This is a genomic window from Halomonas sp. B23F22_20, from assembly GCF_043496985.1.
Lineage (GTDB): Bacteria > Pseudomonadota > Gammaproteobacteria > Pseudomonadales > Halomonadaceae > Halomonas.
In genome coordinates, this window is sequence record NZ_JBIEKH010000016.1 from 36,821 (window position 1) to 52,078 (window position 15,258).

General features: G+C 67.1%; 16 protein-coding genes and 1 pseudogene. 14 read left to right on the forward strand and 3 right to left on the reverse strand.

The window, feature by feature from the left end; genetic code table 11:
* Positions 1–27 precede the first annotated feature (27 nt).
* The 9 genes and pseudogenes from ureA to ACGTN6_RS14180 all read left to right on the forward strand — a co-directional run bounded on the left by ureA (position 28) and on the right by ACGTN6_RS14180 (position 7,368).
* Positions 28–330: an urease subunit gamma gene (gene ureA / locus ACGTN6_RS14140; RefSeq protein ID WP_394592582.1), complete on the forward strand. Its 303-nt coding sequence runs from the start codon at positions 28–30 to the stop codon at positions 328–330.
* A 123-nt stretch (positions 331–453) separates the two neighbouring features.
* A pseudogene (locus ACGTN6_RS14145) lies at positions 454–756 on the forward strand (urease subunit beta); the annotation flags it as partial.
* Positions 757–848: 92 nt separating this feature from the next.
* Complete coding sequence (gene ureC / locus ACGTN6_RS14150; protein WP_394592585.1) at positions 849–2,582, forward strand: urease subunit alpha; 1,734 nt, start codon at positions 849–851, stop codon at positions 2,580–2,582.
* Positions 2,583–2,704: 122 nt separating this feature from the next.
* Entirely contained in the window at positions 2,705–3,232 is a 528-nt protein-coding gene (gene ureE / locus ACGTN6_RS14155) for an urease accessory protein UreE (protein WP_394592588.1), read from the forward strand.
* Positions 3,222–3,905: an urease accessory protein UreF gene (locus tag ACGTN6_RS14160; RefSeq protein WP_394592756.1), complete on the forward strand. Its 684-nt coding sequence runs from the start codon at positions 3,222–3,224 to the stop codon at positions 3,903–3,905. The genes ureE and ACGTN6_RS14160 overlap by 11 nt, the downstream gene beginning before the upstream one ends.
* Positions 3,906–4,069: 164 nt before the next feature.
* A complete protein-coding gene (gene ureG, locus ACGTN6_RS14165; RefSeq protein ID WP_394592591.1) occupies positions 4,070–4,714 on the forward strand; it encodes an urease accessory protein UreG in 645 nt (214 codons plus the stop codon).
* 154 nt (positions 4,715–4,868) lie between these two features.
* On the forward strand, positions 4,869–5,462 hold the full coding sequence (locus ACGTN6_RS14170) for a HupE/UreJ family protein (RefSeq protein WP_394592594.1): 594 nt from the start codon (positions 4,869–4,871) through the stop codon (positions 5,460–5,462).
* Positions 5,463–5,629: 167 nt separating this feature from the next.
* On the forward strand, positions 5,630–7,054 hold the full coding sequence (locus tag ACGTN6_RS14175) for a phospholipase D family protein (RefSeq protein WP_394592596.1): 1,425 nt from the start codon (positions 5,630–5,632) through the stop codon (positions 7,052–7,054).
* 89 nt (positions 7,055–7,143) lie between these two features.
* Positions 7,144–7,368 (forward strand): lipopolysaccharide assembly protein LapA domain-containing protein, encoded by a 225-nt coding sequence (locus tag ACGTN6_RS14180; RefSeq protein WP_394592597.1) that lies wholly within the window; start codon positions 7,144–7,146, stop codon positions 7,366–7,368.
* Between the two features lie 7 nt (positions 7,369–7,375).
* Here the strand turns inward: ACGTN6_RS14180 and ACGTN6_RS14185 are convergent, their stop codons facing one another.
* Positions 7,376–8,305 carry a YihY/virulence factor BrkB family protein gene (locus ACGTN6_RS14185; RefSeq protein WP_394592599.1) on the reverse strand — a complete coding sequence of 310 codons (930 nt, stop codon included), beginning with the start codon at positions 8,303–8,305 and terminating at the stop codon, positions 7,376–7,378.
* A gap of 218 nt (positions 8,306–8,523) precedes the next feature.
* Here ACGTN6_RS14185 and ACGTN6_RS14190 point away from each other — a divergent pair, with 218 nt between their 5' ends.
* From ACGTN6_RS14190 to dcd, 3 genes are all read left to right on the forward strand, one after another.
* Positions 8,524–9,723 carry a hypothetical protein gene (locus ACGTN6_RS14190; protein WP_394592602.1) on the forward strand — a complete coding sequence of 400 codons (1,200 nt, stop codon included), beginning with the start codon at positions 8,524–8,526 and terminating at the stop codon, positions 9,721–9,723.
* Between the two features lie 136 nt (positions 9,724–9,859).
* Entirely contained in the window at positions 9,860–10,681 is an 822-nt protein-coding gene (apbC, locus tag ACGTN6_RS14195) for an iron-sulfur cluster carrier protein ApbC (RefSeq protein ID WP_394592604.1), read from the forward strand.
* 91 nt (positions 10,682–10,772) lie between these two features.
* On the forward strand, positions 10,773–11,339 hold the full coding sequence (dcd, locus tag ACGTN6_RS14200) for a dCTP deaminase (RefSeq protein ID WP_183387007.1): 567 nt from the start codon (positions 10,773–10,775) through the stop codon (positions 11,337–11,339).
* Between the two features lie 164 nt (positions 11,340–11,503).
* On the opposite strand, the gene purN is transcribed toward dcd, so the two are convergent.
* Together purN and purM are read right to left on the reverse strand one after the other, a co-directional pair.
* Positions 11,504–12,244 carry a phosphoribosylglycinamide formyltransferase gene (gene purN / locus ACGTN6_RS14205; RefSeq protein ID WP_394592607.1) on the reverse strand — a complete coding sequence of 247 codons (741 nt, stop codon included), beginning with the start codon at positions 12,242–12,244 and terminating at the stop codon, positions 11,504–11,506.
* Positions 12,241–13,314 (reverse strand): phosphoribosylformylglycinamidine cyclo-ligase, encoded by a 1,074-nt coding sequence (purM, locus tag ACGTN6_RS14210; RefSeq protein WP_394592610.1) that lies wholly within the window; start codon positions 13,312–13,314, stop codon positions 12,241–12,243. Before purM ends, purN begins: the two co-directional genes overlap by 4 nt.
* Before the next feature lie 141 nt (positions 13,315–13,455).
* Between purM and ACGTN6_RS14215 the strand changes: the two genes are divergently transcribed.
* Both ACGTN6_RS14215 and hda read left to right on the forward strand, forming a co-directional pair.
* Positions 13,456–14,532, forward strand: coding sequence for an AI-2E family transporter (locus tag ACGTN6_RS14215; protein WP_394592612.1), 1,077 nt, complete (start codon positions 13,456–13,458; stop codon positions 14,530–14,532).
* Positions 14,529–15,230 carry a DnaA regulatory inactivator Hda gene (gene hda, locus ACGTN6_RS14220; RefSeq protein WP_394592614.1) on the forward strand — a complete coding sequence of 234 codons (702 nt, stop codon included), beginning with the start codon at positions 14,529–14,531 and terminating at the stop codon, positions 15,228–15,230. The genes ACGTN6_RS14215 and hda overlap by 4 nt, the downstream gene beginning before the upstream one ends.
* Positions 15,231–15,258: the final 28 nt, after the last annotated feature.

A 15,258-nucleotide genomic window follows, 5' to 3' on the forward strand; every position in this document is an offset into this window, starting at 1 on the left:
AAGCAAAATGGCTAGGGAGCTATCGCGATGGAGCTGACCCCGAGAGACAAGGACAAGCTGCTGCTGTTCACCGCCGGTCTGCTGGCCGAGCGGCGCCGCGACCGCGGCCTGAAGCTGAACTATCCGGAGGCCGTGGCGCTGATCAGCTGCGAGATCATGGAGGGCGCTCGCGATGGCAAGAGCGTCGCCGAGCTGATGGGCGCGGGCCGCGAGATCCTCGGCCGCGACGAGGTCATGGAGGGTGTGGCCGAGATGGTCGACGAGGTGCAGGTGGAGGCGACGTTCCCGGACGGGACCAAGCTGGTCACCATCCACCATCCGATTGTGTGAGACGTGAATGGCTGAATGTAAATGGTGAATCGTCAAGGGTGAGTCGTACAGAAGGTAGCGGCACGCCTGTGTCCACTCACCCCTCACTACTCACCCCTCACGGCGACTGAAAGGAGCGAATAGATGATTCCCGGTGAATATCGGCTTCAGGATGGAGAGATCGCGCTCTGCGAGGGGCGCGAGCGGATCACCCTCGAGGTGGCCAACACCGGCGATCGCCCGGTGCAGGTCGGGTCCCACTATCACTTCGCCGAGGCCAACCCGGCGCTGGTCTTCGACCGGGACCTGGCGCGTGGTCGACGCCTCGACGTGGCCGCGGGCACGGCGATCCGCTTCGAGCCCGGCCAGTCACGGGAGGTGACGCTGATCCCGTTCGTCGGCCACCGGCGTATCTACGGCTTCCGCGGCGAGGTCATGGGTGAGCTTTCCATCGCTACCGAAGCCGAGCGTAATGCCTCTACCGCGCCCGACGACGCGCGAACCCCGTCATCCGGTGATGCCGATCAAGGAGCGTCGTCATGACGGATAACACGCCCAATACCACCCCTAGCAAGATCAGCCGCCGGGCCTATGCCGACATGTACGGCCCCACGGTGGGTGATCGGGTGCGTCTCGGCGACACCGAGCTGTGGGTCGAGGTCGAGCGCGACGCGACCCATTACGGTGACGAGGTGAAGTTCGGCGGCGGCAAGGTGATCCGCGATGGCATGGGCCAGAGCCAGCGCGTCGACGACGCGGTCATGGACACCGTCATCACCAACGCCCTGATCCTCGATTGGTGGGGCATCGTCAAGGCCGACGTTGGCCTCCAGGGCGGGCGCATCGCGGGCATCGGCAAGGCCGGCAACCCGGACACCCAGCCCGACGTGGAGATCGTCGTCGGGCCCGGCACAGAGGTGATCGCGGGTGAGGGCAAGATCCTCACCGCCGGCAGCATCGACGCCCATATCCACTTCATCTGCCCGCAGCAGGTGGAGGAGGCGCTGGCCAGCGGCGTGACCACCATGCTCGGTGGCGGTACCGGCCCCGCCACCGGCTCGAACGCCACCACCTGCACCCCCGGCGCCTGGCACCTGGGCAAGATGCTGCAGGCAATCGACACCCTGCCGATGAACATCGGCCTGCTCGGCAAGGGCAACGCCAGCCTGCCCGAAGCGCTGGAGGCCCAGCTCGAGGCCGGCGCCATGGGCCTCAAGCTGCACGAGGACTGGGGCACCACGCCGGCGTCCATCGACAACTGCCTGTCGGTAGCCGAGCGCTATGACGTGCAGATCGCCATCCACACCGACACCCTCAACGAGTCGGGCTTCGTCGAGGATACCCTGGGGGCGTTCAAGGAACGCGCCATCCACACCTATCACACCGAAGGTGCCGGCGGCGGCCACGCGCCGGACATCCTCACCGCCTGCGCCAAACCCTATGTGCTGCCGTCGTCGACCAATCCGACGCGCCCTTATACCGTTAACACCATAGACGAGCATCTCGACATGCTGATGGTCTGCCACCACCTCGACCCGAACATTCCCGAGGACGTGGCCTTCGCCGACTCGCGCATCCGCCGCGAGACCATCGCCGCCGAGGACATCCTCCACGACCTGGGGGTGATCTCGATGATCGCCTCGGACTCCCAGGCCATGGGCCGGGTCGGCGAGGTGGTCTGCCGCACCTGGCAGACCGCCCACAAGATGAAGCTGCAGCGCGGCCTGTTGCCCGAGGACAAGGCGCTCGGCGCCGACAACTTCCGTGCCAGGCGCTATATCGCCAAGACGACCATCAACCCGGCCATCACTCACGGCATCGGCCACGAGGTGGGCTCGGTGGAAGTCGGCAAGCTGGCCGACCTGGTGCTCTGGGATCCGGCCTTCTTCGGCGTCAAGCCGGCGCTGATCCTCAAGGGCGGCATGATCGCCGCCGCGCCGATGGGCGATCCCAACGCCTCGATCCCGACCCCGCAGCCGGTGCACTACCGGCCGATGTTCGGCGCCTTCGGCCGTGCTGCGAGCGCTACCCGGGTGACCTTCGTCAGCCAGGCGGCACTGGATGCGGGCATCAAGGAGCGGCTGGGGCTCGACAGCCGGCTCGTTGCCTGCAAGGACGTCAGACAGGTCAGAAAGGGCGACATGAAGCTCAACGACGTCTGCCCAGAGCTCAGCGTGGACCCTCAGACCTACGAGGTGCGCTGCGACGGCGAGCTCCTGACCTGCGAGCCGCTGGCCGAGCTGCCCTTGGCCCAGCGCTATCACTTGTTTTGAGCCACGGGCTGCGAGCTACGGGCTACGAGCTATGAGCAACGGACTGCGAGCGACGGTACCCGGAGCCCGAAGCCGCTCTCGAAGGTCCACCGAAGCCCGCGACCCACAACAGGATGGAGACCATGCTGACATTGACTGAACGCCTGGGACCGATCGAGGCGAGTGCCGCCGTCGATACCCTGACCCTCGACTATCAGACCCGTACCCGCGGGCGCTTCAAGGCGACCTCCGACGGCGGCCGCGAGGTCGGGATATTCCTCGACCGCGGGCCGGTGCTGCGTCACGGCGACGGGCTGAGCGGCGAGGACGGCCGGGTGATCCGCGTCCAGGCCGCGGTGGAGCCGGTGGTCACCGCGCGCCTTGAGGCGGGCCTGCCGCTGGCGCGGCTGAGCTATCACCTGGGCAACCGCCACGTGCAGCTGGCGATCGGCGCCGACGCCGATGCGGGTTCTACCGCTCTGGGCTGGGTGCGCTTCCCGCCGGATCACGTGCTGGAGGAGCTGGCCGAGCGCCTGGGCGCGCGGCTCGAGCACCACGCCGCGCCCTTCGATCCCGAGCCCGGCGCCTATGCACGCGCCGGAGAGGGCGGCCATCACCCCCCTCACAGCCACCAACACGGCGATCATCACGGTCATGATCATGCCCACTGAGTCCAGTGACGATCTGGCGCTGCTGGGGCTGATGCAGCTGGTCAGCCCGGCGCTGCCGATCGGCGCCTTCGCCTGGTCGCAGGGCCTGGAAAGCGCCTTCGAGCTCGGCTGGGTGCGCGGCGAGGACGATCTCGGCGAGTGGCTCGCGGGCGTGCTCGACGACGGCCTCTCGCGCTGTGAGCTTCCGGTGCTGGCGCGCTTCATGGCGGCCTGGGCCGAGGACGACGTCGAGGCCCTCGAGCACTGGAACGCCTGGCTCGCCGCCACCCGCGAGACCGCCGAGCTCGCCGCCGAGGAGGCGCGCCTCGGCGCCGCCCTGACGCGGCTGGTGACGAGCCTTGAACTGATACCGGTCGAGCCGTCTCGCCTCATTGGCATGGGCTACGTCGGCGTCTTCGCCTGGCTGGCGCTGGCCCGGGGCGTGGCGCCGCGCCAGGCGCTGCTCGGCTTCGCCTGGGCCTGGCTCGAGAATCAGCTCGCCGTGGCCTGCAAGGCGCTGCCGCTCGGCCACACCGCCGCCCAGCGCCTGATCGAGCGTCTGCGTCCGTCGCTGGTGGCGGCGACGGACGCGGCCCTCGAGTACGACGACGACGAACTCGGGCCGATGTTGCCCGGTCTGGCGCTGGCCAGCGCCCAGCACGAGACCCAGTACTCGCGGTTGTTCAGGAGTTGAAGGATGAGGCTGCCGGGCCAGCGCGCCGCACTCACCACTCCACGCGTCCGAAACCCTGACGCCTCGGCCGAGTCGACAGCGGCCGCGCAAGGTGGATTCGGCAGCGACTGGCCTTCGGCATTGCACACTTGATAGAGCCGCCATGGCGGACAAGGAGAGAAAAAATGACCCATTGCCTGCGTATCGGCGTCGGTGGCCCGGTGGGCTCCGGCAAGACGGCGCTGCTCAAGCAGCTGTGCCGGGCCCTGCGCGATCACTACGATATCGCCGTGGTCACCAACGATATCTACACCCGCGAGGACGCCGACTTCCTGACCCGCCACGAGGCACTGCCGGCGGATCGCATCCTCGGCGTCGAGACCGGTGGCTGTCCGCACACCGCCATCCGCGAGGACGCCTCGATGAATCTCGCCGCCATCGACGATCTCCAGGCGCGCCATCCGGCGCTCGAACTGGTGCTGGTCGAGTCCGGCGGCGACAACCTGTCGGCGACCTTCAGTCCCGAGCTCTCGGACCTCACGCTCTACGTGATCGACGTCTCCGCCGGCGACAAGATCCCGCGCAAGGGCGGGCCGGGTATCACCAAGTCCGACCTGCTGATCATCAACAAGATCGACATCGCCGAGCAGGTCCATGCCTCGCTTGCGGTGATGGAGCGTGACTCGAAGATGATGCGCGGCGAGCGGCCCTTCGTGTTCACCAACCTGCACGACGGCATCGGCCTCGAGGAGATCATCGCCTTCATCCTCGACCGCGGCATGCTGTCGGAACGCCGGCCCCAGCACGCCACCATCGCGGACGAGTCGTAAGCGACGCCGAGACAAGTGGGAGCGCAGCATACTGCGCGATGGTGCCGCCAGGCACCCCATGCCAGGCCCGGCTCCCACGCTGCTTCCCTGGGTTTCTCGCCGATTCGCGATGTCCCCCTGAGTTTCCCATCATTCCTTTGGTTAGGAGTTTGCCATGACACTGTCATCCCTCGTTCGCCCGCGCGCCCTGGGCGCCGCATCCCTGTTGCTGGTGGCCGGCAGCGCCTGGGCCCATCCCGGCCACGAGGTCGCCGGCGGCGGCTTCGCAGCGGGCTTGACCCATCCGCTCTTCGGCCTCGACCACCTGCTGGCGATGCTGGCCATCGGGCTGTTCAGCATGCGTCAGGCGGCCTCCATGGGCCGTCTGGTGCCGCTGCTGGCGGTGGGCGGCATGCTGCTTGGCGCCGGCCTGGGCTGGGCCGGCGTAGCGCTACCGGGCGTCGAGTTCGGTATCGCCCTGAGCGTGCTGCTGGCTGGCGTGCTGGTCGCTGCCCTGGTGCGGGTGCCCGCGGCGCTGGGCAGCATCGCCGTCGTCGCCTTCATGGTCTTTCACGGCCATGCCCACGCCGCCGAGATGCCCCACGGCGCCAGTACCCTGCTGTATCTTGCCGGCTTCAGCCTGGCGACCCTGGCCCTGACCTATGTCGGCCGTCGTGTCTCCGGCTGGCTATTGGCCCGCGAGCAGCGTGTGCTGCGTGGCCTGGGCGTGGTCATCGCCGCCATGGGGGCGTTGTTTGCCTTCGGCTGATATTGCCTCCTCGATGTCCCGCGCCCGGCCCAGTGCCGGGCGCGCTGCGTTGGGGCGCGCTGCATTGGAGCCGGCCGCGCGCTATGCTGCGGCGGTGAACGGGGGTGACGGTGCCCTCGGGGGTGCCAGGGAGGCAGGCTGAGATGCGCGGGACGAGGAGACGACGGATGTGGCCATGGGTACTCGGTGCGCTGCTGCTGGCCTGGCTGGTCATGGGGGCCTGGCAACGCTACAAGCCGTTGCCCGAAGGCGTTGGCCAGGCCCATCCACTTCGTGCAGCCGAAGCCCTGCGCCTGTTGACGGACGAGACCTGGTATGACGCCGAGGGCGAGCGGCACCGTCGACAGTCCATCTTCGACGAGGCGCTGGCGATGATCGGCCAGGCGCGTCGGCTGGTGGTGGTCGACATGTTCCTGTTCAACAGTTTTGCCGGCGAGGCCAATGGCGTCGACTTCCGCCCTCTGTCGGAGGAGCTTACCGAGGCGCTGGTGCGACAGCGCCGGCGCCATCCCGAGCTGCGCGCGATCCTGATCACCGATCCGTTGAACACGCTCTACGGCGGGCTGGAACTCGATCACCTCGAGCGGCTGCGAGAAGCGGGCGTGGAGGTGGTGATCACCGAGCTTGAGCGCCTGCGCGCGTCCAATCCGCTGTGGTCGGGGCTCTGGCAACTGGGGCCGCGCTGGTTCGGCAACCAGGCCGCCGCCGGCTGGTTGCCCAATGCCCTGGGGCCCGGGGAGGTCACCCTGCGTAGCTACCTGGCGCTGGCCAACGTCAAGGCCAACCACCGCAAGACCCTGGTGTTGGATCAGGGCGACGGCTGGGCGGGGCTGGTGACCTCGGCCAATCCCCATGATGCCAGCAGCCTTCACGGCAACGTGGCGCTGCGCGTCCAGGGTGCGGCGGCCCTTGACCTGCTGGCCTCGGAGCGCGCGGTGGCGAGCTGGTCAGGCGTTACGGTGCCCGGTCCTGCGCCGCCACCCGCCGAGGATGACCTTCCCGGGGCGCGCCTGCAGCTGCTCACCGAAGGAGCGATCCGTGATGCGCTGGTGACCGCCGTGGAACGGGCCGGGGAGGGCGACCGGCTGGATGTGGCGGTGTTCTACCTGGCCCATCGCGAGCTGATCGAGGCGCTGATCGCGGCGCAACGGCGCGGCGTCGAGGTGCGGGTGTTGCTCGATCCCAATCGCGAAGCCTTCGGTATCGACAAGGGTGGCATTCCCAACCGTCCGGTGGCCGACGAGCTGGTCGCGGCAGGTATTCCGGTACGCTGGTGCGCCACGAGTGGCGAGCAGTGTCACACCAAGCTGCTGATGCGTCGCCCCGCCGACGGCGGTGAGGTCGAGTTGATCCTGGGGTCGGCCAACTTCACCCGTCGCAACCTCGACAACCTGAACCTGGAGACCAGCGTGCGTCTGCTCGGGCCGCCCAGCCTGCGGGCATTGGACGACGCCCAGGCCTTCTTCGCTCGCCGCTGGCACTCCACGCCGGAGCGCACCACCAGCCTGCCTTATATGGAGACGGAGCGCCTTGGTCGCCTGGCTTACTGGCGATATCGGCTGATGGAGGCTTCGGGGCTGTCCACCTTCTGAGCGCCATGGGGCAGATTGACAGTCGTGCGTGGGGCGACCAGCCTTGGCGTCATCCGCGAGACGTTCGCGAGGGCATCGGGAGGGACGACATGGAACGGTTCTGGCTGGGTGTGAAGGTAGTATTGCTGGCGTTGGTCATGATCCTCATCGCGCAGAATCTGAACCCGGTGGAGGTTCGCCTGCTGACCTGGAGCGTCTCGATGCCACTGGCGCTGCTGATCGCGGCGCTCTACCTGTTGGGCATGGTCAGCGGCCGCAGCCTGATGAGCCTGGTGCGACGTCTCTGGGGCCAGGATCAGGTGAAGCATCGCTGAGCGAGGTTCAATCCACGTGGGTGATCGCTCGGTGCCGGGAATCCAGGTGCCAGGGCAGGCCCAGGCGGGCGTTGCGCTCCAGCTCGGCGATGACCTGGGCGCCGAGCAGCAGGATGATGGCACCCGCCTCGAGGGTCAGCAGCACCACGATCAGCGTCGCCAGCGAGCCGTAAACGGCGTTGACGAATGACAGATGGGCGAAATAGTAGATCAGCAGCAGGCGGGCGCCTTCCCAAAGCAGCGCGGCGACGAAGCCCCCGACCAGGGCGCGCCTGAGCGCGACCTGGACCACCGGCATCACCTTGTAGATCGCACTGAACAGCAGAAAGACGCCGGCGAAACTGGTCAGGTTCAGCGCTGTATTGGACAGTCCCGCCAGCGGCAGCTCCCGGCCCAGCAGCGCCATCCATAGCGTATTGACCGCATCCGCCAGGCTGACCAGCAGTGTCAGCCCCATCAGCCCGGCGCCCAGTACCACCATGAAGGCATAGGGCATCAGCACCGAGACCCACACCGAGCGCCCCGCATGGGCGTCCGGAGCGTGGAAGATCAGCGCCAGCGCATCCTCCAGCATGCGGAAGGCAAAGGAGCTGAACACCAGCAGTACCGGCAGGCCGAGCAGCCCGATGGCATCCCGGGAGTCGAGCAGCGAGCGCACGGCGTCGAGCAACACCTCGGCATGGGCCGGTGCCAGGTGGCGGGCCTGGATGGCCAGCACGGTGAGCAGCTGCTGCTCGTTGACCACCTGGGCAAGCAGTACCACCAGCAGCGCGAAAAGCGGCACGATCGACAGCAGGATGTTGTAGCCCACGCCGCCGGCCAGCAGGATGCCGCGGTTGCGCAGGAAGGCGCCGAGCACCCGCCAGGTGAAGCAGGCCACTCGGCCGAGGAGCCGGAGCAGACGATGTCGGGAGGGTATTGCCGAGGAATCGGACATGGACAAGCCGGTCGAGAATCTTTCGGCATGATACGCTGACCGTTGCGATTCACGTCAATCGCCTCGTTTCATCGCATGTCGCTGGCGTGCCTGGTCATCCTGGCGTTGGCCGGGGGGGACGCCAAGTGGCGCCCCAGGGTGTATGCTGAATCGTCCCATCGCGCATGGCCCGGGAATGGGCCATGCCTACACATCGACCCATGTCAGGGAGAACGCCGATGTCAGATAGTTCCATGCGACAGCTCTTTCAGGACAACCGAGTCAAGGGGCTGACCGCCGTGGCCGTGGTGGCCGTCGTCTGGGCGCTGTTCGCGCAGTCCAGCGCCAGTTCCAGCAGTGAAGCCCGCCGTTCCCTGGAGTCCCGCCTGGACGCGGCGCAGTCCGAGAATGACGAACTCAAGAGCCGGGTCGCCGAGCAGCAAGCGGCGCAGTCCGAGGTCGAAGAACTGCAGGCTCGTACCGATGAGCTCGAGCAACAGCGCCAGGCGGCCGAGGCCGAATTGAAGAGCGTGACCGCCGAGGTGGAGCAGGCCAGGTCGCAGCTCGAAGAAGCCAACGCCGCCCTCGAGCCCTTGCAGTCCAAGGTCGCCGAGGCCGAGCAGCGCCTAGAGGAGCGTCAGGCGTCACTCGAGGACACCGAGCAGCAGGTGGAAGACGCGACCCAGGCGCTTGAAGAGGCTCAGGCGGCTCGTGACGAGGCCGTGCAAGCGAAGCAACAGGCCGAGCGGCAGCGGGACAGCCTGGTGGAACAGGTGACCGAGCTCGAGCAACAGCACGGCGAACTCGAAGCTTCCCTGGAGCCGCTGCGTGAGGAACATCAGCAGCTGCAGGCCCAACGCGACGATGCCAGCAGCAAGCTGGATGCCCTGCATACCAAGCTTCAGGAAGGCCGTGAGCAGTTGGCGGGGCTCGACACCAGGGTCGAGGCGCGCAGCCAGCAGTTGGCGCAGCTGAAGAGTGAGCTGGCCGGCTGGCGCGATGCCCTGGCCGATCTGGATGCCGAAATGGCATCGCCGGTAGAGCCGAACGAGGCTGAGCCGGCCGCTATGCTGGATGACGAGCAAGCGGCATCCTCTGCCGAGTCGAGCGCGGCTGCACCGGCCGACTCTCAGGAGGATGAGTCAGCGACATCGAGCGAGGATGAGCCGGCCGCGTCGCAGGACGGCGAGCAAGCGGCAGCGTCCACCGAAGCGAGTGAGGATGAGGAAGCGAGCGAGGGTGAGTCGGCCGCATCGCAAGACGGCGAGCAAGCGACGTCGTCCACCGAATCGAGCGAGGGTGAGTCGGCCGCATCGCAAGACGGCGAGCAAGCGACATCGTCCCCCGATTCGGCTGAGGAACAACAGCCGCAACCGGCCACCGGAAAGGAACCGTCATCGTCCGAATCGAGCGACAAGGCGGAAGCCCAGGAAGTCTGAAGTCGGCCGTACCGTCGACAAAGGGCGCGCTCAGGCGTGCCCTTTGTCGTTCATGGACATCCGCGACGTTGTATCAGGCGGTGAACGGGCAGGTATACTGGCACTATCCGACCCTCAGGAGGTCGGCCCCAAACGCATGAAGGAGCGAGTCGTGATCGAAGGGGTCAAGCATATCGTCGCCGTGGCGTCCGGCAAGGGGGGCGTCGGCAAGTCCACCGTTGCCGTCAACCTGGCGCTGGCCATGGCTGCCGAAGGCTATCGCGTGGGCATTCTGGATGCTGACATACATGGGCCCAGCCAGGCCCGGATGCTCGGTGTCGAGGAGGGTAAACGGCCCGAGGCCGCCGACGAGAAGCGCATGAAGCCACTGCGGGCGCATGGCCTGCAGGCCATGTCGATGGCTTTCATGGTCGACACCCGGGAGCCCATGGTATGGCGCGGTCCCATGGTGGCCGGAGCCTTCCAGCAGTTGCTGACCCAGACCGTGTGGGATGACCTGGACGTGTTGTTCGTCGACATGCCGCCAGGCACCGGCGATATCCAGCTGACCCTGGCCCAGAAAGTGCCGGTGGACGGGGCGGTGATCGTCACGACGCCCCAGGACATCGCACTGCTGGATGCTCGCAAGGGTATCGAGATGTTCCGCAAGGTGAACGTGCCGGTGTTCGGTGTGGTGGAGAACATGAGCCTGCATGTCTGCTCGAGCTGCGGGCACAGCGAGCCGATCTTCGGCGAGGGCGGCGGTGAGCGCATTGCCGGCGAATACGATACCCGACTGCTGGGACGGTTGCCGCTGGCGCTGGCCATCCGCGAGCAGGTCGATGGGGGACGACCCACGGTGGTCGCCGAGCCGGACGGCGAAGTGACCGCGAGCTTCCGCGCCATGGCCCGCCAGGTGGCTGAGCAGCTCGAGGGGGCATCGCCGGACGAGGGGCCGCAAATCTCCTTCAGCGACTGACGTTGTCGGTGGCGCGAAAAGTGACGACCGTCTCCGGGGTCGCTATCATGGCGGCCCCTTTACGTTTCTATTCCACCCAGCAGGACGACCCATGAGCATCAAATCCGACCACTGGATCCGCCGCATGGCCGAGCGGGATGGCATGATCGAGCCTTTCGAGGCCGACCAGGTGCGCTATGTGAACGATCGGCGGGTGATCTCCTACGGGACGTCCAGCTACGGCTACGACGTGCGCTGTGCCGACGAGTTCAAGGTATTCACCAACATTCACTCGGCGGTGGTCGATCCCAAGGGGTTCGATGACAAGAGCTTCGTCGACATCAAGGGCGACGTCTGCGTGATCCCGCCCAACTCCTTCGCCCTGGCGCGCACCGTGGAGTATTTCCGCATCCCGCGTAGCGTGCTGACCATCTGTCTCGGCAAGTCGACCTATGCGCGCTGCGGCATCATCGTCAACGTCACGCCGCTGGAGCCGGAGTGGGAAGGGCACGTGACCCTGGAGTTCTCCAACACCACCAACCTGCCGGCCAAGATCTATGCCAACGAAGGCGTGGCCCAGATGCTGTTCCTGGAGTCCGACGAGGTCTGCGCGACTTCCTACAAGGACCGAGGCGGCAAGTATATGGGGCAGAGGGGCGTGACCCTCCCGCGTACCTGACCGGCCTTCGGCCGAGAGCTGTAAGCCGTAAGCGTGAAGAGCGGTGCTTCGCACCTGGAAGAACGCCCGCTTCGCGGGCTTAAGCTGGAAGCTTGAAGGAAAACCTTGACCCCATGATGGCGGGGGGCATGCGGTTTTCCAGCTTCCAGCTTCCAGCTTCCAGCTTACGGCTCCCGATCCTCGTCCAGCTCCTCGGCGGCGTCGGCGTGGGACATGCGCAGCCCCTGTTCCGGCAGCGGGGTGCCGTCGAAGCGGGCGCCGCCGTCACGGAACTGCAGGCGGCCTTCCAGGCACCACTTCACGGCGATCGGGTAGATCAGGTGCTCTCGGGCGTGGACCTTCTCCTTGAGGCTGTCCTCGGTCTCGCCCTCGGTCACCTCGACCGCGGCCTGCAGCAGCACCGGGCCGCCGTCGAGCTCCTCGGTGACGAAGTGCACGCTGCAGCCGTGCTCGGCGACGCCGTCGGCCAGCGCCCGAGTGTGGGTGTGCAGGCCCTGGTAGGCTGGCAGCAGCGAGGGGTGGATATTGATCAGCCGGCCCAGGAAGCGTTGCACGAAGCGCGGGGTGAGAATGCGCATGAAGCCGGCCAGCACCACCAGGTCGGGCTCGTGGCGCTCGATGACCTTGATCAGGGCGCCGTCATAGGCCTCGCGGCTATCGTACTCGCGATGGGGCAGGGCGACGGCGTCGATGCCGGCTTCTTGGGCGCGCTTGAGACCGTAGGCATCGGCCTGGTTGGAGATCACCGCGACGATCTCGCCGCCCAGGCGGTCGTGTTGCTGCTCGTCGATCAGCGCCTGAAGGTTGCTGCCGTTGCCGGAGATCAATACCACCACCCGCCGAGCCTCGGCGGGCTCGGGGGTGAAGTCCTGCAGGGTGTCGCTGGTGTAGCCGGTCTCGCTCATGCCTTGAGGTTCTCCAGCCTGACCGCTTCCTCGTCCTCGCCGCGGGCGACGATCTCGCCGATGCGGTAGACCGTCTCGCCGAGGCCCTGCAGATGGGCGCGGGCCTGATCGGCCTTGTCCGCGGGCACCGCGATCACCATGCCGATGCCGCAGTTGAGCACGCGGTACATCTCGTTTTCCTCGACGTTGCCCTGCTGCTGCAGCCAGTCGAACACCGCAGGGCGCTCCCAGCTGGCGACGTCGACGCGGGCGGCGGCGCCCTCGGGTAGCACGCGCGGCAGGTTCTCGGTGAGGCCGCCGCCGGTGATGTGCGACAGGGCGTGCACCGGCACGTCGGTTTCCTTGATCAGCGACAGCAGCGGCTTGACGTAGATGCGCGTCGGCGCGAGCAGTGCCTCGCCCAGCGGCTTGCCGTCAATGGCAGTCTCCAGTGACGCGCCGGAGACCTCGAGGATCTTGCGGATCAGCGAGTAGCCGTTGGAGTGGGGGCCGGAGGAGGCCATGCCCAGCAGCACGTCGCCCTCGGCGACCCGGCTGCCGTCGAGGATCTCGTCCTTCTCCACCACGCCGACGCAGAACCCAGCCAGGTCGTAGTCGCTGCCGTCGTACATGCCGGGCATCTCGGCCGTTTCGCCGCCCACCAGGGCGCAGCCGGCCTGTTCGCAGCCCTTGCCGATGCCGGTCACCACGTCGGCGGCGATGTCCACGTCGAGCTTGCCCGTGGCATAGTAGTCGAGGAACAGCAGCGGCTCGGCGCCGGCCACCACCAGGTCGTTGACGCACATGGCTACCAGGTCGATGCCGATGGTGTCGTGGCGGCCCAGGTCCATGGCCAGGCGCAGCTTGGTGCCCACGCCGTCGGTGCCGGTGACCAGGACCGGCTCGCGGTAGCCGCTGGGCAGCTGGCACAGGGCGCCGAAGCCGCCCAGACCGCCCATCACCTCGGGGCGGCTGGTGCGCTTGGCGACGCCCTTGATGCGGTCGACCAGGGCGTTGCCGGCATCGATGTCGACGCCGGCGTCCTTGTAGCAGAGAGAGGCGCCGCTCGGGCGGTTGGTGGAATCGGTCATGGCCTGTCCTGTATGAACATTGCGATCGATGAAACCCGCGGAGGTCGCGGCTCCGTCGGGCTGGGCAAGATGGGGCGTGAATTGTAGCATCACCACGCACGGCTCGCACCGCCGTGCCGGGCATCACACAGGGAGAGAGAGATGCGCAGACAAGGGTGGATCCTGGTCGCCACGGTGGCACTGGGACTGTGGTTCTTCATCAGCATCGAACCGGTGCTGATGCCATTTTTCGTCAGCATGGTGCTGGCCTATCTCGGCGACCCGCTGGCCGATCGCCTGGAAGACATGGGGCTGTCGCGGCGATTGTCGGTGTCGGTAGTGTTCCTGCTGCTGACGCTGGTCATCGTGTTGACCCTGCTGCTGGTGATTCCGCTGCTGGGACGCCAGATCGGCCAGGTGGTGCAGCTGCTGCCCGCCGCCCTGGACTGGGTGCAGGCCACTGTGTTGCCCGAGGTCCGCAACCTGACCGGCATCGATCTGGGAACGGACTTCGATCAGCTGCGCCAGGCGCTACTCGACAACTGGCGTGAGACCGGTACCTTCGCCGCCACCCTGCTGGCCAAGGTCTCGCAGTCGGGGCTGGCGCTGGCGGCCTGGGTGGGAAACCTGGCGCTGATCCCGGTGGTGACCTTCTACCTGCTGCTCGACTGGGACATCCTGGTGGCCAAGGTGCGCGGGTCGCTGCCGCGGCACTGGGAGCCCGCGGTGGTTCGTCTGGCCGGGGAATGCGACGAGGTACTGGCTGCCTTCCTGCGTGGTCAGCTGATCGTGATGCTGTGCCTGGGCGTCATCTACGCCGTCGGCCTGACCCTGTTGGGGGTCAAGTTCGGGCTGCTGATCGGGTTGCTGTCCGGCCTGGCCAGCATCGTCCCCTACCTGGGGGTGATCGTCGGTATCAGCGTGGCCGGCGTGGTGACCTTCTTCCAGTTCGGCGACTGGCTGATGCTGCTCGCCGTGGGCGGGGTCTTCGGCTTCGGCCAGTTGGTGGAGAGCACGGTGCTGCAGCCCAAGCTGTTGGGCGACAAGATCGGCCTGCACCCGGTGGCGGTGATCTTCGCCGTATTGGCCGGCGGCCAGCTGTTCGGCTTCACCGGGATCCTGCTGGCGCTGCCGGTGGCGGCCGTGGTGATGGTGGTGTTGCGTTATCTCCACGAGCATTATAAAAACAGCACACTTTACGATTCGGGCCGTAGCCCCCAGGACGAGGAGTCGCCATGAGTCGAGCACCCGCGCAGTTGCCGCTGGGCGTGGGGCTGCGCGACGACGCCACCTTCGCCAACTTCCATCCCGGCCCCAGCGCCGCCCTGGTCGATCGTCTGAAGCGCCAGCTCGACGATGACGGTGAGCCGTTTCTGTATCTTTGGGGCAGCGAGGGCGTAGGTCGCAGCCATCTATTGCAGGCGGCCTGTCACGCCGCTTCGGATCGCGATCGGCGTGCGCTCTACTTGCCGCTCGAAGAACTCGGCCACTTCCCGCCACTGATGCTGGAAGAGGTGGAACGGCTCGATCTGGTGGCCATCGACGATCTCGAGAGAGTGGTGGGGCGCAAGCGCTGGGAGGAAGCCTTGTTCCATGCCTTCAATCGCTTGCGCGATGCGGGGCGTCGCCTGGTGATCGCCGCCGAGGCGCCGCCGCGGCAGTTGGCCGTGAAACTCCCGGATCTGGCCTCTCGGCTGACCTGGGGGATGACTTTCCATGTCCAGGGGCTGGGCGATGACGACCGGCTTGCCGCCCTGCAGCTGAGGGCGCGGATGCGAGGCATGCAGCTGCCCGACGAGGTGGCACGCTACATCCTGCATCGTGGGCCGCGCAAGCTGGAGGAGTTGTTCGAGTCTCTGGAGATGCTGGACCGTGCCTCGCTTTCCGCCCAGCGCAAGCTGACCATCCCGTTCGTCAAGCAGGCGCTGGACTGGTAGTCAGGAGATGGGGTGGCCGGCGACGGCC